The sequence below is a fragment of the Enterobacter cloacae complex sp. IR5428 genome (assembly GCF_049238585.1).
GTDB classification, from domain to species: Bacteria; Pseudomonadota; Gammaproteobacteria; order Enterobacterales; family Enterobacteriaceae; genus Enterobacter; species Enterobacter intestinihominis.
This window is the reverse complement of sequence record NZ_JBMKHV010000002.1, coordinates 112,866-133,549: the sequence shown is the minus strand read 5'-3', so window position 1 is coordinate 133,549 and position 20,684 is coordinate 112,866. Positions and strand designations below refer to the sequence as shown.

Here is a 20,684-nt window from a genome sequence, read left to right as displayed (position 1 = left end):
ACCTCGCTTTCAGTTTATGCTTCTGCTGCTTTGTTCTGTACCGGTGCGGTTTGCAGGGCGCGTGCTTTTTCGGCTTCGTCTTCTACCGGGATATCTTCAAACCCTAACAGCAGGGTCAGCACGAACGACAGCACCACCGCCAGACCCATCACGCCAAACACCCAGACGATGGTCATCGGGTTGGCCGGGTCGAAGAACTGCACGCTGGTGAACAGCCCCGGCGCTGCCATGGAGTGGCTGGCAAGACCGGCCATGCCGGCCACCGCGCCGCAGATAAAGCCGCTGATCAGGCTCGCAATCAGCGGACGTTTCAGGCGTACCGCCACGCCGTACAGCGCCGGTTCAGAGATCCCCGCCATGATGGCGGAGGCCGCAGCCGCCAGCGCCGTCTGGCGCAGCTCCGGGTTTTTGGTTTTCCACGCCACCGCCAGCGATGAACCGCCGAGTGACAGGTTGGCGCCAATTTCCGACGGCATCACCATCCCTTCTTTGCCCGTTTCGGCAATGGTCTGGATGATGGTCGGCGTAAACACGCGGTGCATCCCGGTCATCACCAGCAGCGGCCACAGCGCGCCCATAATGGCAACGGAGAGCCAGCCCAGATAGCCGTGAATGGTGTAGACCAGCGCGGAGATGGCGCTACCGATCCAGATCCCGAGCGGGCCAATCAGCACGATGGCGAGCGGGGCGGCAATCAGCACGATCAGCATCGGCTTGAGGAAGTTTTTGGTCACCGCCGGGGTGATGCGATCCACCCAGCGTTCGATATACGACAGGCACCAGGTCATCACCAGGGCCGGGATAACGGTATAGGTGTATTTCACCGCCGTCACCGGAATTAAGGCAAATTCTACATGCTCGCCCTGCGCCGCTTTCGCCATCAGCTCGATAAAGCTCGGGTGAACCAGTACGCCCGCAATGGCTATCGCCAGGGACATGTTGGTTTTGAACTTCACCGCTGCGGAAGCCGCCACCATCAGCGGCAGGAAGAAGAACGCGCCATCGCCGATAACGGTCAGGATCGTCAGCGTCGGGTCACCTTTGCCCAGCACGCCGGTCATCTCAAGGATCATCGCCAGCAGCTTGACCATCGACCCGCCGATGATCGCCGGGATCAGCGGAGACATGGTGCCGATCAACGCGTCGAGGATCCCGGCGCCAATCCGGCGCAGCGTAAGCTTCTGTGGACCTTCCGCTACGGCAGGTTGCAGGTTGGCGGGCAGCAGGCTCACCACTTCACGGTATGCCTGGGACACGGTGTTGCCGATGATCACCTGGCACTGATTGTCGTTGCGCACCACGCCGAGCACGCCGCTGATGCTTTTCAGACGCGCGGCGTCGGTAAGGCTTTCGTCTTTCAGAACGAAGCGCAGGCGCGTCATGCAGTGGGTGACGGCGACGATGTTCTCTTTACCGCCCAGCGCGCTAACCACGTCATTTGCCAGCGCAGCGTAATTTTTTGCCATCGGATGTGATCCTGTTATCGTTGTGAGAAGTGTAGGAAACCGGTTTCACATAATCATCATGAGTTTCTTTTAATGAAACAAGACCACTTTTTATGCATTTTTTCGTTTCGTGATGACGATCACTCGTGGCCGTAAAAAGCGTGATAACGCCGCTGCGACAATTTTTCTGCGGTGAAGTACACTGCGGCTCATCAGATTTGAATGGAATAACACTATGACCACGATGCTGGAAGTGGCGAAGCGGGCAGGCGTGTCGAAAGCGACGGTCTCCCGGGTGCTGTCGGGGAACGGTTACGTCAGCCAGGAGACGAAAGACCGCGTGTTTCAGGCCATCGAAGAGAGCGGGTATCGCCCCAATCTGCTGGCGCGAAACCTGGCGACCAAACGCACCCAGACCCTGGGGCTGGTGGTGACAAACACCCTGTACCATGGGGTCTACTTTAGCGAGCTGCTGTTTAACGCCGCGCGGATGACGGAAGAGAAGGGGCGTCAGCTGATCCTGGCGGACGGCAAGCACAGCGCCGAAGAGGAGCGCGAGGCGATCCAGTACCTGCTCGACATGCGCTGCGACGCGGTGATCATCTACCCGCGTTTTCTGAGCGTGGAAGCGCTGGACGAAATTATTGAGAAATGCGAGCAGCCGATTATGGTGCTCAACCGCCGTTTGCGGAAAAACAGCAGCCACAGCGTCTGGTCCGATCATAAAGCGTCGTGTCAGGACGCAGTATCGCAGCTGATTGAGAAAGGCCACCGGGAGATTGCGTTTATCACCGGTTCGCTGGATTCCCCCACCGGCGTGGAGCGTCTTTCCGGATACAAGGACGCGCTGGCGCAGCACGGCATTGCCCTGCGTGACGCGCTGATCGCCGAAGGGAAGTGGAGCCCGGCCAGCGGCGCGGCGGCGGTCTCTCAGCTGCTCACCCGCGGCGAAACGTTTACCGCCCTGGTGGCGAGTAACGACGATATGGCGATTGGCGCCATCAGGCAGTTGCACGAGAGCGGCGTCGCCACGCCGGGCGCGGTGTCCGTCATCGGCTTTGACGACGTGGCAATCGCGCCCTATATCGTGCCGTCCCTCTCCAGCGTGCGTATTCCGGTAACGGAGATGATCCAGGAGACCATCAGCCGCCTGATCTTCATGCTCGACGGCGGTGAGTTTAAGCCTCAGCAAACTTTTTCCGGCGAGCTTATCCTGCGCGGCTCCGTCATTGACGGCCCGCATCGCTGACGTCGACATCTGTCATCGTCACAAATGACGATGACAGATCCTCTTCTTTTTTATTTCTCTTTAAAATCAATGTATTAAATATTGGCACGGTTTATGAATAGCTTCGCGCATAACAGTTATGCCGGAGAAGCAGATGAACCGTTTTATTATGGCCGATGCCAGCAAATGCATTGGTTGCCGTACCTGTGAAGTGGCGTGCGTGGTGTCCCATCAGGCGGAGCAGGATTGCGCCTCCCTGACCCCCGACACCTTCCTGCCGCGCATCCACGTCATTAAAGGCGTGAACATTTCCACCGCCGCTATCTGTCGCCAGTGCGAAGACGCGCCGTGCGCCAACGTCTGTCCGAACGGGGCGATTAAGCGCGAGAAAGGCTTCGTGCATGTGATGCAGGAGCGCTGCATCGGGTGCAAAACCTGTGTGGTGGCGTGTCCGTATGGCGCGATGGAGGTGGTCGTTCGCCCGGTGGTGCGCAACAGCGGTATCGGGCTCAGCGTGCGCGCGGAGAAAGCCGAAGCCAATAAATGTGACCTCTGCTACCACCGCGACGCCGGTCCGGCGTGTATGGAAGCCTGTCCGACGCATGCGCTGGTCTGCGTCGATCGAGACAAGCTCGAACAGATGAGTGCCGAAAAACGCCGCCGTGCGGCGTTCGACACCTCGTCATCGCTGCTGTTTTAAGCTGCAATGCGCGTTAACGGCGTACAGCTTCGGGTGCGCGGCAAGGTGCAGGGGGTAGGATTTCGTCCCTTCGTCTGGCAGCTTGCACACCAGCTGGGGCTGGCGGGCGACGTGTGCAACGACGGAGAGGGTGTCCTGGTGCGTCTCGCGGGTAATGGGGGTGACTTTACCGCGAGACTGCGCCAGGACTGCCCACCGCTGGCGCGCATCGATCGCGTTGAAACGCAGCCGTACAGCTGGAATACGCTGCCGGACGAGTTTGTCATCCGCCACAGCGAGAGCGGGGCGATGGACACGCAAATCGTCCCGGATGCCGCCACCTGTCCCGCGTGCCTGGCGGAGATGCGCGATCCGCGCGAGCGCCGTTATCGCTACCCGTTTATCAACTGCACCCACTGCGGGCCGCGGTTTACCATTATCCGCGCCATGCCCTATGACCGCCCGGCCACGTCAATGGCGCCTTTCCCGCTCTGTGTGCCCTGTGAAACGGAGTACCGCAACCCGGCTGACCGGCGTTTTCACGCCCAGCCGGTGGCCTGCCCGGACTGCGGGCCGCAGCTGGAGTGGCAAGCCGGGGATGCTGCCACCACCCGCGAATCGGCGTTAAGCGCGGCGGTGGAGAGATTGAAAAACGGCGGGATTGTGGCGGTCAAAGGGCTGGGCGGATTTCACCTGGTCTGCGACGCGCTTAACCCACAGGCGATTCGGAAATTGCGGGCACGCAAGCAGCGCCCGACCAGGCCGCTGGCAGTGATGATCCCGCATGCGAACGATCTGCCGGAGGCCATCCAGACGCTGTTACGTTCACCCGCTGCGCCGATTGTGCTGACGCCAAAAGCCTGCCTTCCTGCGTTTCCTGAGGAGATTTCGCCGGGGCTGAATACAATTGGCGTGATGTTGCCTGCGAACCCGCTCCAGCATTTGCTGATGTTGGACTGCCAGCGCCCGCTGGTGATGACCTCCGGCAACCTCAGCGGCCATCCACCCGCCATAAGCAACCAGCAGGCGCTGGAAGAACTCAGTGACGTCGCTGACGGCTTCCTGCTGCACGACCGCGACATCCTGCAACGGATGGATGATTCAGTAATGGACCGGGAGGGCACGATGCTGCGTCGCGCACGCGGTTTTGTGCCGGATGCCATCACATTGCCCGCCGGATTCCGCGACATCTCGCCCATGTTATGCACCGGCGCGGAGATGAAAAATACCTTCTGCCTGGTACGTGGCAACCAGGCGGTGCCGAGCCAGCATTTTGGCGATCTGAGCGACGAGGGCGTAGAGGCGCAGTGGCGCAGTGCGCTCTCGACGATGCAGGACATCTACGCCTTCCAGCCAGAGCGCGTGGTGTGCGATGCCCATCCGGGATATCACGCCCGACAGTGGGCCCGGGCGCAGGCGCTGCCCGTAGAGACCGTGCTGCATCATCATGCGCATGCAGCAGCGTGTCTGGCGGAGAATGGCTGGCCGCTCGACGGCGGGGATGTTATTGCCCTGACGCTGGATGGGATCGGCATGGGTGAGAACGGCGCGCTGTGGGGCGGCGAGTGCCTGCGGGTGAACTATCGCGACTGCGAATGGCTGGGCGGTCTGCCAGCCGTTGCGCTGCCGGGGGGCGATCTGGCGGCAAAACAGCCGTGGCGCAATTTGCTCGCCCACTGTCTGGCGTTCGTACCTGACTGGCCGCAGTACCCGGAAACAGAGGCGGTACAGCGTGAGAACTGGCCGCTGCTGGCAACGGCAGTGTCGCGCGGTATCAATGCGCCGCGGGCCTCCTCCTGTGGTCGTCTGTTTGACGCCGTGGCCTGTGCGCTGGGCATTGAAACGCAACGCTATGAGGGCGAAGCCGCATGCCGGCTGGAGGCGCTGGCCGAACGCTGTGCAGGGGTTGATCATCCGGTGACGCTCAAGACGGATAACCTTGCGCTGTTCTGGCAGCAGTGGCTGGCCTGGCGGGCGGAGCCCGGAGAGCGCGCCTGGGCCTTTCACGATGCGCTGGCAAAAGGGCTGAGCGAACTGGCGGCAACGCATGCCCGCCGACGGTCGCTCTCTACGGTGTGCTTCAGCGGAGGTGTCCTTCACAACCGTCTGCTACGCGCGCGCTTTCGTCATTACCTTTCTGATTTCACGCTTCTTTTTCCTTCGTGCCTGCCCGCAGGCGACGGAGCGATCTCCTTCGGGCAGGCGGTGGTTGCTGCCGCCCGATCATGTTCACAAAGGATTTAAAATGTTACGACTTTTACGCAATGAACCTCGTGCAGCGTGCCTGCTGCTGGCTCTGGTGATGGCTAACCTGCTGGCCTGGGGGCTGGCGTGGCACACCTTTAGCGGCAGTACGGCGCTGATGGCGGCCAGCCTGCTGGCCTGGTGTTACGGACTGCGTCATGCGGTGGATGCCGACCATATCGCCGCGATTGATACCGTGACGCGTAAGATGATGCAGCAGGGCAAGCGCCCGTCCGGCGTGGGCGCATGGTTTTCCCTCGGACACTCCACCATCGTGGTGCTGGCCTCCATTGCCATCGCCGCCACCGCCACGGCGTTTCAGAAAAATATGGAATGGTTCCACGAAACCGGCAGCCTGATTGGCACCGCCGTCTCCGCCACCTTCCTGCTGGCGATGGCGCTGGTGAATATGGTGATCCTGCGCGGCGTCTGGCGCAGTTTTCAGGCACTGAAACACGGCAGGCCCGTGCAGGGCGACATCACGCTGCCTGCCCAGGGTGGCGTCATGAACTGGCTGTTCGGCAAAACCTTCCGCCTCGTCAATAAAAGCTGGCAGATGTATCTGGTGGGCTTCCTGTTTGGCCTCGGCTTTGACACGGCCACCGAAATCGGCGTGCTGGGGATCTCCGCCGCCAGCGCCTCCAGCGGGATGTCGGTGTGGTCGATCATGATCTTCCCGGCGCTCTTCGCCAGCGGCATGGCGCTGGTGGATACGCTCGATAACCTGCTGATGGTGGGTGCCTATGGCTGGGCGTTTAACAAGCCGCAGCGCAAGCTGTACTACAACATGACCATCACCGGCACTTCGGTGGTGGTGGCGCTGTTTATCGGCGGGCTGGAAGCGCTGGGTCTGCTGATGGACAAGTTCGCCCTCAGCGGCGGCGTGTGGGATCTGATTGGCGCGGTGAACGATAACCTGGGCGACGCCGGGTTTGTGGTGGTCGGGCTGTTTGTCGCCTGCTGGCTGATCTCGATGGCGAACTACCGCTGGCGCGGTTATGACGCGCTGGTGGTGCGGTCCTGAACCACGCAGCCCTGTTTTGCCCGGCGGCGCTACGCTTGCGCGGGCCTACAAGGTTTACCGTTATGGTGTTAAGTAGGCCGGGTAAGCGGAGCGCCACCCGGCATGACGAGGGTTAAGCAGGTAACGATTTCAGCAGCGCGAAGGCCTCCTTCATTCTGTCTTCGCTGACCACAAAGGCGCGCATCTGACCGACAGTATCGGTGCCGCGAGCTACCATGCCCTGAGCCGAAAGGGCAATCTCCCAGTTCAGATCCTGACGCTGCGTTTCACCTGCGAGATGCAGCGGTAGTTCCGGCGTTTTTACCTTCACCAGCATGGCGGGTAATTTCACCGGGGCGTTGCCGCCGAGCAGGTTTTTCGCCAGGAACATGGCGCTCAACTGAATCGGTTGCAGGAACGGCAGCACCTGGCCGTTAATTTCCGCGCAGTCGCCCAGGGCATAAATGTCCGGCTGGGTGGTTTGCAGGTAGCTGTCTACCTTCACGCCGCGATTGATCTCTGCGCCTGCGCGGTGCGCCAGCGCGGTTTCCGGGCGCAGCCCCGTCGCCGCAATAACCACATCCACTTCCACCCTGCGGGTGCGGTCGAGCGTCGCACAAATGCCGGTTTCGGTTTTGCTCAGGCTCTGCAACTGCGATTTCAGCAGCAGATGCACGCCCATGTCGGTCAAACGATGCTGTAAGCGACTGCTTACTTCTGCCGGCATCAGCGCTGACAGAATGCTGGCCGCGTGGTCAACAAGGGTGACGGATTTTCCCGCCCGGCAGAAGTCCATCGCCAGCTCGGTGCCAATCAGCCCGCCGCCGACAATCATCACCCGCATGGCGTCGCGTAACAGGGTCTCGCTGGCCTGATACTCCTGCTGACTGTTGAGCGTGACCATTAACTCGCGGCCCTCAACCGGCGGCACAAACGCAGATGCCCCCGTCGCCAGCACCAGCTTGTCGTACTGCCAGGTTTTATCTTTCGCGTTCACCACGTGGGCGTCGGCGTCGATATCGGTGACCCAGGTGTACGGAAACAGACGCAGATTAAATTGTTCTGCAAACTCCCCCGCCGTCTGGCGGGTGAGATCGTCGGCGCGCTGATTTTGGCTAATGACGTGGCTTAAATCAGGCTTGTTGTACTCATCCATGCTGTCGGCGGCGATCACCGTCAACGGCACGTTAGCATCCTGTTTGCGGATATTTTTCACCAGCTGGCGGGCGGCAAAGCCCGAGCCGATAATGACGATGCCGTGGCTCATTTTGCCTCCGTTGCCAGTTCATCAAAGACGTCTTTTCCGAGGGAACATTCCGGGCAGAGGAAGTTGTCCGGCACCTCGCTCCACGGTGTACCCGGCGCGACATCCTGCAACGGCTCGCCCAGCTCAGGATCGTAAATCCACTGGCAGACGCTGCACTGCATGCAGGGGCCGAGGTCGGCAGCGGCAGGAGCGGCTTCTGCTACGGCTTCCGGCGCAGCAGCCGCGGCGGGTGCGGTTTCCGGCAGCGGCGCAAGCGCCCACTGGCGGGCAATGTCGCGACCGTGCTGGCGACAGATTTCCAGCGCGTCGAGATCCGGACGCCATTTCGCCTTCAGGCTCAGTGACATCTCAAAACCGGCATCCTGTAAACGGGTGGAGAGACGGTCTACCGCGCCGCCGCTCCAGCCGTGTGAACCAAAGGCGCTGGCGCGTTTGTTACGGAAGCGCAGGCCGGTCATCTCTTCCACCAGTCCGGCAATTTTCGGCATCATCACGTTATTCATGGTGGAGGTACCCACCAGCACGCCTTTGGAGCGGAAGACGTTGGTCAATACCTCATTCTTATCGCTGCGCGCCACGTTGAAGATTTTCACTGCCACGTTCGGGTCCACTTCGTTGATGCCCTGGGCAATGGCGTCCGCCATCATGCGGGTGTTGTTGGACATGGTGTCGTAGAAGATCGTAATGCGGTCTTCCTGATAGTCCGCCGCCCACTTCAGGTACAGCTCGACGATCTGGGTTGGATTTTCACGCCATACCACGCCGTGGGAGGTGGCAATCATATCCACCGGCAGGTTGAAGCCGAGGATCTCGGTGATTTTTGGCGTGACCAGACGGCTGAACGGCGTCAGGATGTTGGCGTAGTAGCGCTGGCACTGTTCGAACAGCTCGGTCTGATCCACTTCGTCGTTGAACAGACGTTCGTCGCAGTAGTGCTGGCCGAAGGCGTCGTTACTGAACAGCACCGCGTCACCGGTCATGTAGGTCATCATGCTGTCCGGCCAGTGCAGCATTGGGGTTTCCACGAAGATCAGCTGTTTGCCGTTGCCGATATCCAGCGTGTCGCCGGTTTTTACAGTGTGGAAGTTCCACTCTGGATGGTGGTGGTGGCCGTTGATGGAGTCAATGGCATTGGTGGTGCAGTAGATCGGGGTATCCGGAATGTGGGACATCAGCTCGGTCAGCGCCCCGGCGTGATCCTCTTCCGCGTGGTTGATGATGATGTAGTCGATGTCATTCAAATCGATTTCGCTGCGCAGGTTCTGCACGAACTCGCGGCTGAATTTGTGATCGACGGTATCGATCAGGACGTTTTTACCTTCGCGAATGAGGTAGCTGTTGTAGCTGCTGCCGCGCAGCGTTTTGTATTCCGTCCCGTGAAAATCACGTACTTCCCAGTCACGTTGACCCACCCAATGAATGTTATTTTTAACCAGAATAGACATAGCAACCTCAACTTAATACGGCGTTTTCAAATAAGATGACTGTCATATATCAAGTTGCGTGCCAGTTTTTTAACTTATTGAAAATAATGTATTTGTGTTTTGATTCTCCCTAATGGGTAGTCATTTTGACTATCTTAAAAATTGTCAATATGACACTATGTGTTGTCAAAATGACAGTGAGGCAGAGATGAGCTTTTCCGTAGATGTGCTGGCGAAGATCGCCATAGAACTGCAAACCGGTATTGGTCATCAGGACCGCTTTCAACGGCTGATCTCCACGTTGCGCCACGTGCTGGATTGCGATGCCTCAGCGCTGCTGCGTTACGAAGGGCGGCAGTTTATTCCGCTGGCTATCGACGGTCTGGCGAAGGACGTACTCGGGCGGCGCTTTACCCTGGAGGGGCACCCGCGTCTGGAAACCATCGCCCGTGCGGGTGACGTGGTGCGTTTCCCGGCAGACAGCGATCTGCCCGATCCGTACGACGGCCTGATCCCCGGCCAGGAGAGCCTGAAGGTTCACGCCTGTATCGGCCTGCCGCTGTTTGCCGGGCAGAACCTGATTGGCGCGTTAACCCTCGACGGCATGTCGCCGGATCAGTTCGATACCTTCAGCGACGAAGAGCTACGGCTGATTGCCGCGCTGGCGGCCGGGGCGCTGAACAACGCCCTGCTGATAGAACAGCTGGAGAGCCAGAATATTCTTCCGGGTAGCCCGACGGCGTTTGAGCAGGTGGCGCACACCGAAATGATTGGCCTTTCGCCGGGCATGGTGCAGCTTAAAAAAGAGATTGAGATTGTCGCCGCGTCTGATTTGAACGTGCTGATCTTCGGGGAGACCGGCACCGGTAAAGAGCTGGTGGCGAAAGCGATCCACGAAGCCTCGCCCCGTGCGGTGAACCCGCTGGTGTATCTCAACTGCGCGGCGCTGCCGGAAAGCGTGGCGGAAAGCGAGCTGTTCGGACACGTCAAAGGGGCCTTTACCGGGGCGATCAGCAACCGCAGCGGCAAGTTCGAAATGGCTGATAACGGCACGCTGTTCCTCGATGAAATTGGCGAACTCTCCCTTTCGCTCCAGGCCAAACTGCTGCGGGTGTTGCAGTATGGCGATATTCAACGCGTGGGTGACGATCGCAGCTTACGCGTGGATGTGCGCGTGCTGGCGGCGACGAACCGCGATCTGCGCGAAGAGGTGCTGGCGGGCAATTTCCGCGCCGATCTGTTCCACCGTCTGAGCGTGTTCCCGCTCACGGTGCCGCCGCTGCGCGAGCGGGGCGATGATGTGGTGCTGCTGGCGGGCTTTTTCTGCGAACAGTGTCGGCACAAAATGGGGCTTTCCCGCGTGGTGCTAAGCCCCGGCGCGAGGACGCACCTGCTGAGCTACGGCTGGCCGGGTAACGTGCGTGAACTGGAACATGCGATTCACCGCGCGGTGGTGCTGGCGCGGGCTACGCGTTCGGGGGATGAAGTGGTTATTCATGCGCGCCATTTCGCGCTGCATGAGGAAACGACGCCGTCCGTGAAGCCGGTGATACCTGAGAGCGTGAACGAAAACCTGCGCGAGGCGACGGATGCGTTCCAGCGTCAGATGATCACCCGCGCCCTGGAGCAGAATAACCGCAGCTGGGCGGCATGCGCGCGGGCGCTGGAGATGGACGTCGCCAACCTTCACAGGCTGGCGAAACGTCTGGGGCTTAAGGGTTAAATAATCCCCGCCTGGTAGAAGTCTTGCAGGTTGATCGCGCCGCACAGCCTGCCGTGCTCGTCCACCACCGGCGCAGCGGTGATTTTGCGCTTCATCAGCACCTCTTTGGCTTCAATGGCGCGGCTGTCGGCATTCAGCGTCAGCCCGCCCCGGGTCATTGCTTCGGATACCCGCGCCTCCAGCTTGCCGCCGCCCACCAGCCAGCGGCGCAGGTCGCCGTCGGTGAATACGCCCTTCACCTGACGGTCGTTGTCGCATACCGCAACCAGCCCCAGCCCGGTGCGGCTCAGCTCCAGCATGGCGTCCATCACGCTGGTGTCGAGTTTGACCTGAGGAATGGCATCGTCCGTGCGCATCAGATGGTGAACCTTGTTGAGCAGACGTGCCCCAAGCGCGCCAGCAGGATGGGAACGGGCGAAATCCTCTTCGTTAAAGCCGCGCGCCTGCATCACCGCCATCGCCAGCGCGTCGCCCATCATCAGCGTGTTGACGGTGCTGGAGGTCGGTGCCAGGTGCATCGGGCAGGCTTCGCGCTCAACGGAAATATCCAGCGTTGCTTTCGCGGCCAGCGCCAGCGGCGAACGGGATTTGCCGGTCATCGCTAACAGGGCCACCGATTTTTCTTGCAGGCGAGGGATGATGAGATCCAGCTCTTTGGCTGAACCGGAGTAGGAGATAAACAGCATCACGTCGCGGCTTTCGATCATCCCCAGATCGCCGTGCAGCGCTTCGGCAGGATGCACGAAGAACGCCGGTGTGCCGGTGCTGGCAAGCGTCGCGGCAATCTTCTTGCCGATATGACCGGATTTACCGATACCCGCCACGATCACTTTGCCCTCGCAGTGGATAATGGTGTTGGCTGCACGAACAAAATCCTCACCCAGACGCTCCGGCAGGCGGCTGGCTTCCTGTAGCTCCAGCAGCAGAGTCTGGCGGCCTGCGTTTAACAGAAAATCACTCATTTTTCTCTCCGGTTACGATCACGTCGATGCCCTTCGCTTCCAGCGCTTTTTTAAATGCCGGATCGATACCTGCGTCGGTAATCAGCTTATCGACGCTTTCAAGGCTACAGACAATGTTGGGGCTTTTACGGCCAAACTTCGACGAGTCCGCCATCAAAATCACTTCCCGCGCGGCGTTGCACATCGCTTTGCTGACGCTGAACACCTCGTTGAAGGTGGTCACGCCCGCGTTGAGGTCGATGCCGTCCGTGCCCATAAACAGCTTATCGAAGCTGAAGTGGTCGAAGGCATTCTCCGCCAGCTGCCCGTGAAACGACGCGGATTTTTTACGGAAGGTGCCACCGGGCATCAGGATGGTCTGCTCGCTGTCGAACTCTGACAGGGCATTGACGATGTGCAGGCTGTTGGTCATCACGGTGATGTTATTAAAGCGGCTGAGCAGCGGGATCATCTGCAGGACGGTACTGCCAGCGTCGAGGATGATGGAATCGCCGTCCTGGATAAATTTGACCGCGGCTTCGGCAATCAACGCTTTCTGGTGCGTATTAATCAGCGTCTTGTGATCGATAGGCGGGTCGGCTTCGTCTTTATTGAGCACCACGCCGCCGTAGGTACGAATGACGGCGCCGGAGTTTTCGAGCAACACCAGGTCCTTGCGTATTGTCGTGCCGGTGGTGTCAAAGTAGTGGGCCAGATCCTCTACCGAGCACTTTCCCTGCTTTTGCAGATGCTCAAGTATGGCCGCCTGCCGCTGACGTGGTTTCATAGGCGCTTCGTTCCTTACGTTGCGAAATGATAATTCCGCAAGTTTATAACTTTCACAACGAAATTATCCATGTTTCAGATTAAGCGCTAATGATAGTGCATTCTGACAGAGTGAATCATGGGGGAAGATCACATCAGGTTGTAATTCATGCAGCAAAATGCCGTTGATCGCCTGGATTTTCACCGGGCGGGCAAAGACGGTCATGCCGCGCATGATGAGGGAATCGCAGACCTTATTGTTTTCATCCAGCGCAACAGCGACGACAACCCGCGGTTTGAAGCGTCCGCCGGAACGCCCGACGCCCACACGGCCTTTCTGGCACAGGGCGTCAAAGGCGCGGTTAAACTGATGGATCTGCCAGCCGCCAAACGCCATCTGGCAGATCCAGGCGAGGGCGGCGAAGGTGATTAATGCGGTTACCATATCGGCTCCTTAATTGCCGGGTGGCGGCTGCGCCTTACCCGGCCTACGGGGGTTGTAGCCCCGGTAAGTGCAGCGCCACCGGGGATTAAACTCAGAACATCACCTGCCCACCGGTGACGTTAATCGACTGCCCGGTGCAGTACGAGGCTTTCGGGCTGGCGTAAAACAGCAGCATGTTCAGCACGTCCTGATAATCACACCCGCGCTTGAGCGGCACTTTGTCGATGTAGTACTGCTCCACTTCTTCAGCTTTGATGCCGAGCTTGGAGGCGTACTGCGGAAGCAGGGACTGGAACATCGGCGATTTCAACAGGTTACCCAGCATCAGCGAGTGAACGGTGATGCCGTATTCGGCCAGATCCAGCGCCAGAGACTGCGTCAGCCCCACGCCGCCAAACTTCGCCGCGCTGTAGCCGGAGTTGTGCTTGCTGCCCACTTTCCCGGATTTCGAGTTGATCTGAATGATGCGCCCCTGAATACCATCGCGGATCATCAGCCGGGAAAACTCACGGGCGCAGAGGAAATAGCCCACCAGATTCACCTGCAACGAGCGGTCAAAATCCCCCAGTTCGAAATCGCTGATAAAGGCCGCTTTCGCGATCCCCGCGCTGTAGACCAGCAGGTCGATACGCCCAAATATCTTATCTACGCCGCGGGCCAGCGCCATCACGCTCTGCTCGCTGGTGGCGTCGGCACCAAATCCGTACGCCATCCCTTCGCCAAACTCGGTGTTGATGGCGTCCGCCACGCGGGCGGCTTTTTCACTCTGAATGTCCACAACCGCCACGCGGTAACCCTCTGCGGCAAGCCCACGGCAGAGGAACTCGCCTAAGGTTTGTCCCCCACCAATGACAACGGCAACCTGACTCATGTGTTTCTCCTTAATTACGCAACAAATTTTAACGTACAGCCTGGTGTGACAGCCTGCGGAACCGGCCCCTCAACGTGAACCGTGCCGGGATACTCCGCCTGCGGCTGCCCGTCAAAACGCAGGGTGATGTGCCCCAGCTCGCGCAGGTTTTGTTCAGCGACGTCGCCGACGGCGGTCACGGCATAGCGCGCCTCGCCCAGCTCAAGCTGGCTCCCGGCCTTCAGCTCGCCGTTTAGCTCGCCGTGGCAGTGGATAAAGCAAAACTCTTCGATATCCGCAGGCGCCCCTTCGCGGAAGGTGATCAGCATCTGGTCGCTCAGCGCATCGGCTGCGCTCTGGCCGATGCGGGTAATGGTGGTCTGGTAAATCACGGTCATGGCAGGAACCTCTTATTGATAAATAAAGCCGGAGACAAACCAGGCAATCAGCACCGTGGGCGCGCCCGTCAGGAAGCGGCTCACAAGCACGGAGGGGACGCCCACGCGCACGGTGTCCTGACGTGCTTCCGCCAGCGACAGCCCGACGGGGATGAAGTCGCACGCCGCCTGAGCGTTAATGGCGAAAAGGGCTGGCAGAGCGAGGTGCGGGGGAATGTTGCCCAGACCAATCTGTACGCCAATCAGCACGCCGATGACCTGGGCAATCACCGCGCCCGGGCCGAGAAACGGCGACAGCAGCGGGAAGGAGCAGATCAACGCCAGCGTCACCAGGCCGAGCGGGTGGCTGGCGAGCGGGGCGAGGCCGTGGGCAATCCAGTCGCCCAGGCCGGAGGCCATGATGATACCGATCAGCGCCGAGACGAACGCCATAAACGGCAGAATGGTTTTCAGCACCGTGTCGATGGTGTCGCGCCCGGACTGGAACAGCACCGCCACGGCGGACCCCATCCCCATCCCGACCTTCGCCAGCAGGCCATCGCTCTGCTCGGTGATTTTTTTGCTGGTGTCGTACTCGCGCGGGGCCGCTTTTTGCGGCGCGGATGTGCCATTCACCAGCGTGATGTTGTCCTCCTTCACCCCAGAGACATAAATATCCTCAAGGATGTACTGCGCCAGCGGGCCGGATTTCCCGGTGGAGTGAATATTTACCGTCGGAATGCGGCGCTTCGGATAGATGCCGCAGCGCAGCGTGCCGCCGCAGTCGATCACCGCCACGCCGATTTCCGCTTCCGGCGGTTCGCCTTCCTTGAAGCCGTCGACCGCTTCCCAGCCCGTCAGCTCGTGCAGCCTGTCGACGATCGCCGGGCGCGTGCCCGCGGTGATGTACACAATCTTTTTGCCTTCGGTGGCGTCGAACTCCAGCGGGCCACCCCAGCCGCCCGTGCCTTTCTCAATGCGGATCCGGTTCATGCTGTAGCTCCTGAAAGATGGACTTTCTGTTCAAGCTGGATGCCCATTTTTTTCTCAAAAATGGCGGTGGTGAGATCCGTCACCCAGCCGCGGAAGAAGTTGGTGACCAGACCGACCAGCAGGTAGCTCACCGCCAGCGGGCCGAGCGGCAGGCCAAGCGTGGTAAGGCCGCTGGCGATCCCGAGATAAACGAACAGCTCGCCGGGGTTGATGTGCGGGAACAGGCCGTTCATGGAATGGCAGCTGTAGGAGGCGGCGGCGTAATAGCTCGGCTTGTACTTCTCTGGCATAAAGCGGCCGAGGCTTAAGGTCATCGGGTTGCAGAACACAAAGGTGCCGATGAAGGGCAGGATCAGGTAGCGGGACAGCGGGTTTCCGGCGCAGCGCTGGGCGAAGCGTTCAATACGCTGCTGGCCGATAAAGTTAATCAGCGCGTTCATGATTACCAGCAGGCTGATCAGCAGGGGCAGGATCCCGGTCACCATGCCGGTGAATACCTCGCCGCCTTTCTGAAAAAGCCCGATGAACCACTCGGCGCCGTGGGTGATGGTTTCTATCATTCTTCTCTCCTGTAGGGCGTTTGTTTTTGTCTGTTCGGGGCTAATAATAATCAAATCGAAAGCTTTTAAAGTGTTAATCAGATCTCACAATGAAAGAAAAATGGATTAATTTGAAAGATAATTGGTGGGGCGAATGATTTTCGATGGAAAAAAGCGCGGATTTGCGTTGGGGAGGTGTGTACCGCTTCCTTGAGGTGTTGCGGATGCTTTACCATACTGGGTTCTTACCGAACTCGTTAAATGGATGCCACATGTTCAAGCGTCGTTATGCAGCGCTGTTACCTGCGCTTATTCTCCTGTCCGCCTGTAGTAGCAAACCCAGGACTGAAGCTGTTCAACAAACGGCGGGCGCGCCTTCCGGCGGGTTCCTGCTTGAGCCGCAGCACAATATGATGCAGATGGGCGGCGACTTCGCGAATAACCCTGCGGCCGAACAGTTCATCGATAAAATGGTGAGCAAGCACGGTTTTGATCGCCAGCAGCTGCATGCCATTTTGTCTCAGGCGAAGCGTCTGGACTACGTGCTGCGCCTGATGGACAGGCAGGCGCCGACGGCCCAGGTGCCGACCGGGCCAAACGGGGCGTGGCTGCGCTATCGCAAACAGTTTATTACCCCGGACAACGTGCAAAATGGCGTGGTGTTCTGGAATCAGTATGAAGACGCCCTGAATCGCGCGTGGCAGGTCTATGGCGTGCCGCCGGAGATCATCGTCGGTATTATTGGGGTTGAGACCCGCTGGGGACGGATTATGGGTAAAACCCGCATCCTCGATGCGCTGGCGACGCTCTCCTTCAACTACCCGCGCCGCGCCGAGTATTTCTCCTCTGAACTGGAAACCTTCCTGCTGATGGCGCGAGACGAACAGGACGATCCGTTAGATCTGAAAGGGTCGTTCGCCGGTGCGATGGGCTACGGCCAGTTTATGCCGTCCTCCTATAAGCAGTACGCGGTAGATTTTAACGGGGATGGTCACATCAACCTGTGGGATCCCGAAGACGCCATTGGCAGCGTGGCCAACTACTTCAAAGCGCACGGCTGGACGCCGGGCGGCCAGGTGGCGGTGCAGGCAAACGGCGAGGCGTTTGGTCTGGAAAACGGATTTAAAACCAAATACAGCGTGGCGCAGCTGGCAGCGGCAGGCTTAACGCCGTCGCAGCCGCTGGGCAATGTTGACCAGGTGAGCCTGCTGCGCCTGGATGTCGGAACCGGTTATCAGTACTGGTTCGGACTGCCGAACTTCTACACCATTACCCGCTACAACCACAGCACGCACTATGCGATGGCGGTGTGGCAGCTGGGGCTGGCGGTGTCTCAGGCGCGTGTGCCGGCAGCGTCACCGTTTAGCCAGTAAGTTACCCCGACGGGTAAGCCGGGTAAGGCAACGCCGCCACCCGGCATGGCTGCCCGCACGGTGCGGCCTGATGCCCTCACCCTGACCCTCTCCCACGGGAGAGGGAAGTTTGCAGAAACATTTCGCCACATTCCCATTTCACTCCCGCCGTTTACATCTTAATCGTCTTTCATTATTGTTATGTTATAACATAATTTTTAATTGAGATATCCATGTCCCTGTTTTCTCTCTCATCCCCGGTTCGTCTGCTGCTGGCGCTGGTGCTCATTCTGTTTCTCGGCCTGGCCGTGCGCTGGGCGGTGGCGTTGCCATGATCGTGATGAACGACCTGGTGGCGGGTTACGATCGCCAGCCCGTTACGCGCGCACTGTCCGGCGTGATTGAACGCGGGAGCATGACCGCCATCGTCGGGGCCAACGGCTGCGGCAAATCCACGCTGCTGAAAACGCTCGCTGGCTTTCTTCCGCCCGTCAGCGGTACGTTTCGCTGGCAGGGGAGACGTCCGGTGGTGGGCTGGCTGGCGCAGCGTCACGCGCTGGAGGCGCAATTTCCTCTGACCGTGCAGGACGTGGTGAGCATGGGCTGCTGGCCAGAAATCTCGCTATTTGCCGGTTTTCGTCGGGATACCCGCATGCGCATTGCCGGCGCGCTTGAGCGCGTGGGGCTGGCGTCCATGGCGTTATCCACCATCGATGAACTCTCCGGCGGGCAATTCCAGCGCATGCTGTTTGCCCGCGTTTTAGTGCAGCAGGCACCGCTGGTGATGCTGGACGAACCCTTCACCGGCGTTGATGAAGCGACCTGCAACGTGCTGATGGATCTGATGCTGGAGATGTATATGCAGGGGCAGACCCTGCTGGCGGTTCTGCATGACAGCGAGCGCGTAGCACGTCACTTCCCGCAGACGTTACGTCTGGACGCTGATAGTCCCCAATGGAAAACCGAGCGGGTGAGGGTGGCATGATCTGGCATACATTCTTCCAGCCGTTTATTGAGTACGGCTTTATGCGCCGTGCACTGGTGGTTTGCCTGGCGCTCTCCGTCAGCACCACGGCGCTGGGGGTATTCCTTCAGCTGCGTCGGATGAGCCTGATGGGGGACGCCCTTTCTCATGCCATTTTGCCGGGTGTCGCGGTGGGCTATCTGCTCAGCGGTATGTCGCTGCTGGCAATGACTGTCGGCGGGTTTATTGCCGGGATCGCCGTTGCGCTGGTGGCCGGGCTGGTCAGCCGCCGCACGCCGCTTAAAGAGGATGCCAGCTTCGCGGGGTTTTACCTGGGTTCCCTGGCGCTGGGCGTCACGCTGGTGTCGCTGCGCGGTTCAAATGTCGATCTGCTTCATCTTCTGTTTGGCTCCATTCTCGCCGTGGATAGCGCGTCAGCCCTGTTCGTGACGGGCGTTTGCATGTTCACGCTCCTCACGCTGGCGATGTTTTATCGGGGGCTGGTCAGCGAAGCGTTCGATACCGCGTGGTTGCAGGTGAACGCGCGCTGGCTGCCCGGGATGTTACACGGTCTGTTTCTGGCGCTGCTGGTGCTCAACCTGGTGGCCGGTTTTCAGGTGCTCGGCACGTTGATGGCCGTCGGGCTGATGATGTTACCCGCCGTGGCGGCACGCTGCTGGGTGCGCACCCTGCCAGGGTTACTTTTGATGGCGGGTATCAGCGGTATTTTTTGCGCGTGGCTGGGCTTAAGCCTTTCCTGGGCAGTGAGTCTGCCCGCCGGGCCCTCCATTGTGCTGACCGCCAGCGCATTGTTCTTTATTTCCGTTTTATTTGGCACGCGCAGCAGGCTGGCGGATAGCCTGCGGGCGCTTTTTTAACGCAAGGGGAAACGATGAAACGTACAGGGTTAGCCGTGGCGCTCGCGCTCGGCATGATGACGCACGGCGTAATGGCGAAAACGCTTAATGTGGTGACCAGCTTTTCCATCCTGGGAGACATCACGCAGCAGGTTGGCGGCGATCGTGTGAAGGTGACGACGCTGGTGGGGCCGGACGGTGATCCCCATACTTTCGAACCCTCGCCCAAAGACAGCGCGGCGCTGAGTAAAGCCGACGTGGTGGTAGTCAATGGGCTGGGGCTGGAAGGCTGGCTCGATCGTCTGGTGAAAGCCTCCGGATTCAAAGGCCAGCTGGTGGTTGCTTCGGACGGCGTGAAAACGCACACGCTGGAAGAGGACGGTAAAACCGTGACCGATCCGCACGCGTGGAACAGCGCGGCGAACGGCGCGCTGTATGCGCAAAATATTCTCTCAGGGCTGGTGAAGGCCGATCCTGAAGATACGGCGGCGCTTGAAGCTACCGGTAAACCCTATATTGCGCAGCTCTCTCAGCTGGACGGTTGGGCTAAAAAGCGTTTCAGCGACATCCCACAGGCGAAGCGCAAAGTGCTGACCAGCCACGACGCCTTCGGCTATTTCAGCCGCGCCTACGGCGTGACGTTTATGGCGCCGCAGGGGCTGTCGTCTGAGAGTGAAGCCAGCGCGGCGCAGGTAGCGGAGATCATCAATCAGATTAAAGCTGACGGTGTGAAAACCTGGTTTATGGAAAACCAGCTTGATCCGCGCCTGGTGAAGCAGATTGCGACCGCCACGGGCGCCCAGCCGGGCGGTGAACTTTACCCGGAAGCGCTGTCCGCGAAGGGCGGCGTGGCGGACACCTACGTCAAGGCGTTTCGCCACAATGTGGATACCCTCGCTAACAGCATGAAATAAGCGTCTCTCTGGCCGGTGCGCCCGCATCGGCTTTTTTCTGAAGCCCCCTCGTAAAACCCGACGCGCATCCCCATATTTGATGAGAAAGTGCTATCTTGTGCTGCATGTTTTTCTAAGGCCTGGAGCGAGAATGACTGACCATGAATTGATGCAGCTAAGCGAAGTGGTGGGGCTGGCGCTGAAACAGCGCGGCGCGACTCTTACGACCGCAGAATCCTGCACCGGCGGCTGGGTGGCGAAAGCAATTACCGATATTGCTGGCAGTTCCGCCTGGTTTGAACGCGGCTTTGTGACCTACAGTAACGAGGCTAAAGCGCAGATGATTGGCGTGCGTGAAGCCACGCTTGAGCAGCATGGCGCGGTCAGCGAGCCGGTGGTGATCGAAATGGCGATTGGCGCGCTGAAAGAGGCGCGCGCAGATTACGCTATCTCCATCAGCGGTATCGCGGGGCCGGACGGCGGCAGCGACGTGAAGCCTGTCGGCACCGTCTGGTTTGGCTTTGCCACCTCAAAAGGTGAAGGGATCACCCGCCGGGAATGCTTCAGCGGCGATCGCGAAAGCGTGCGTCGTCAGGCAACGGAATACGCGTTAAAAACGCTCTGGCAACAATTTCTACAAAATACTTGATACTGTATGACTATACAGTATAATTGCCTCAACAGAACAGAAGTCC

The 20,684-nt window shown here is 59.5% G+C and carries 20 protein-coding genes; 10 read left to right on the top strand and 10 right to left on the bottom strand.

Features of this window, described 5'->3' with window-relative positions:
* Positions 1-14 precede the first annotated feature (14 nt).
* A complete protein-coding gene (ascF, locus tag ACOTXC_RS02955; RefSeq protein ID WP_022649157.1) occupies positions 15-1,466 on the bottom strand; it encodes a PTS cellobiose/arbutin/salicin transporter subunit IIBC in 1,452 nt (483 codons plus the stop codon).
* A gap of 214 nt (positions 1,467-1,680) precedes the next feature.
* On the opposite strand from ascF, the gene ACOTXC_RS02950 reads away from it, so the two are divergent.
* The 4 genes from ACOTXC_RS02950 to ACOTXC_RS02935 all read left to right on the top strand — a co-directional run bounded on the left by ACOTXC_RS02950 (position 1,681) and on the right by ACOTXC_RS02935 (position 6,620).
* Positions 1,681-2,694 carry a LacI family DNA-binding transcriptional regulator gene (locus tag ACOTXC_RS02950; protein ID WP_063147460.1) on the top strand — a complete coding sequence of 338 codons (1,014 nt, stop codon included), beginning with the start codon at positions 1,681-1,683 and terminating at the stop codon, positions 2,692-2,694.
* Between the two features lie 133 nt (positions 2,695-2,827).
* Positions 2,828-3,373 carry an electron transport protein HydN gene (gene hydN / locus ACOTXC_RS02945; RefSeq protein WP_017382793.1) on the top strand — a complete coding sequence of 182 codons (546 nt, stop codon included), beginning with the start codon at positions 2,828-2,830 and terminating at the stop codon, positions 3,371-3,373.
* Positions 3,374-3,379: 6 nt separating this feature from the next.
* Positions 3,380-5,596, top strand: a complete 2,217-nt coding sequence (gene hypF / locus ACOTXC_RS02940; RefSeq protein WP_421767394.1) for a carbamoyltransferase HypF — start codon at positions 3,380-3,382, stop codon at positions 5,594-5,596.
* 1 nt (position 5,597) lies between these two features.
* Positions 5,598-6,620, top strand: coding sequence for a HoxN/HupN/NixA family nickel/cobalt transporter (locus ACOTXC_RS02935; RefSeq protein WP_045308758.1), 1,023 nt, complete (start codon positions 5,598-5,600; stop codon positions 6,618-6,620).
* Between the two features lie 112 nt (positions 6,621-6,732).
* On the opposite strand, the gene norW is transcribed toward ACOTXC_RS02935, so the two are convergent.
* Complete coding sequence (norW, locus tag ACOTXC_RS02930) at positions 6,733-7,866, bottom strand: NADH:flavorubredoxin reductase NorW (RefSeq protein ID WP_154849446.1); 1,134 nt, start codon at positions 7,864-7,866, stop codon at positions 6,733-6,735.
* Positions 7,863-9,311 carry an anaerobic nitric oxide reductase flavorubredoxin gene (gene norV / locus ACOTXC_RS02925; protein WP_022649152.1) on the bottom strand — a complete coding sequence of 483 codons (1,449 nt, stop codon included), beginning with the start codon at positions 9,309-9,311 and terminating at the stop codon, positions 7,863-7,865. The genes norW and norV overlap by 4 nt, the downstream gene beginning before the upstream one ends.
* Positions 9,312-9,498: 187 nt before the next feature.
* Between norV and norR the strand changes: the two genes are divergently transcribed.
* Positions 9,499-11,013, top strand: a complete 1,515-nt coding sequence (gene norR / locus ACOTXC_RS02920; RefSeq protein ID WP_421767393.1) for a nitric oxide reductase transcriptional regulator NorR — start codon at positions 9,499-9,501, stop codon at positions 11,011-11,013.
* Here norR and gutQ read toward each other — a convergent pair.
* The 7 genes from gutQ to srlA form a co-directional block, all read right to left on the bottom strand.
* Positions 11,010-11,975: an arabinose-5-phosphate isomerase GutQ gene (gene gutQ, locus ACOTXC_RS02915; protein ID WP_023298458.1), complete on the bottom strand. Its 966-nt coding sequence runs from the start codon at positions 11,973-11,975 to the stop codon at positions 11,010-11,012. The genes norR and gutQ overlap by 4 nt on opposite strands.
* A complete protein-coding gene (gene srlR / locus ACOTXC_RS02910) occupies positions 11,968-12,741 on the bottom strand; it encodes a glucitol operon DNA-binding transcriptional repressor SrlR (protein WP_015571676.1) in 774 nt (257 codons plus the stop codon). The genes gutQ and srlR overlap by 8 nt, the downstream gene beginning before the upstream one ends.
* 63 nt (positions 12,742-12,804) lie before the next feature.
* Complete coding sequence (gutM, locus tag ACOTXC_RS02905) at positions 12,805-13,164, bottom strand: transcriptional regulator GutM (protein WP_023298457.1); 360 nt, start codon at positions 13,162-13,164, stop codon at positions 12,805-12,807.
* Positions 13,165-13,255: 91 nt separating this feature from the next.
* Positions 13,256-14,035, bottom strand: a complete 780-nt coding sequence (gene srlD, locus ACOTXC_RS02900) for a sorbitol-6-phosphate dehydrogenase (RefSeq protein WP_199160369.1) — start codon at positions 14,033-14,035, stop codon at positions 13,256-13,258.
* Between the two features lie 14 nt (positions 14,036-14,049).
* Complete coding sequence (srlB, locus tag ACOTXC_RS02895) at positions 14,050-14,412, bottom strand: PTS glucitol/sorbitol transporter subunit IIA (RefSeq protein WP_022649147.1); 363 nt, start codon at positions 14,410-14,412, stop codon at positions 14,050-14,052.
* Between the two features lie 12 nt (positions 14,413-14,424).
* Positions 14,425-15,384 carry a PTS glucitol/sorbitol transporter subunit IIB gene (gene srlE / locus ACOTXC_RS02890; protein WP_022649146.1) on the bottom strand — a complete coding sequence of 320 codons (960 nt, stop codon included), beginning with the start codon at positions 15,382-15,384 and terminating at the stop codon, positions 14,425-14,427.
* Positions 15,381-15,944 carry a PTS glucitol/sorbitol transporter subunit IIC gene (gene srlA, locus ACOTXC_RS02885; protein WP_003862164.1) on the bottom strand — a complete coding sequence of 188 codons (564 nt, stop codon included), beginning with the start codon at positions 15,942-15,944 and terminating at the stop codon, positions 15,381-15,383. The genes srlE and srlA overlap by 4 nt, the downstream gene beginning before the upstream one ends.
* 251 nt (positions 15,945-16,195) lie before the next feature.
* Here srlA and mltB point away from each other — a divergent pair, with 251 nt between their 5' ends.
* From mltB to pncC, 5 genes are all read left to right on the top strand, one after another.
* Positions 16,196-17,296, top strand: a complete 1,101-nt coding sequence (gene mltB / locus ACOTXC_RS02880; RefSeq protein ID WP_022649145.1) for a lytic murein transglycosylase B — start codon at positions 16,196-16,198, stop codon at positions 17,294-17,296.
* Between the two features lie 310 nt (positions 17,297-17,606).
* On the top strand, positions 17,607-18,260 hold the full coding sequence (locus ACOTXC_RS02875; protein WP_022649143.1) for a metal ABC transporter ATP-binding protein: 654 nt from the start codon (positions 17,607-17,609) through the stop codon (positions 18,258-18,260).
* On the top strand, positions 18,257-19,117 hold the full coding sequence (locus ACOTXC_RS02870; protein ID WP_022649142.1) for a metal ABC transporter permease: 861 nt from the start codon (positions 18,257-18,259) through the stop codon (positions 19,115-19,117). The genes ACOTXC_RS02875 and ACOTXC_RS02870 overlap by 4 nt, the downstream gene beginning before the upstream one ends.
* Before the next feature lie 14 nt (positions 19,118-19,131).
* On the top strand, positions 19,132-20,010 hold the full coding sequence (locus tag ACOTXC_RS02865; RefSeq protein ID WP_022649141.1) for a metal ABC transporter substrate-binding protein: 879 nt from the start codon (positions 19,132-19,134) through the stop codon (positions 20,008-20,010).
* Positions 20,011-20,140: 130 nt separating this feature from the next.
* Entirely contained in the window at positions 20,141-20,638 is a 498-nt protein-coding gene (gene pncC / locus ACOTXC_RS02860; RefSeq protein ID WP_003862172.1) for a nicotinamide-nucleotide amidase, read from the top strand.
* Positions 20,639-20,684 lie beyond the last annotated feature (46 nt).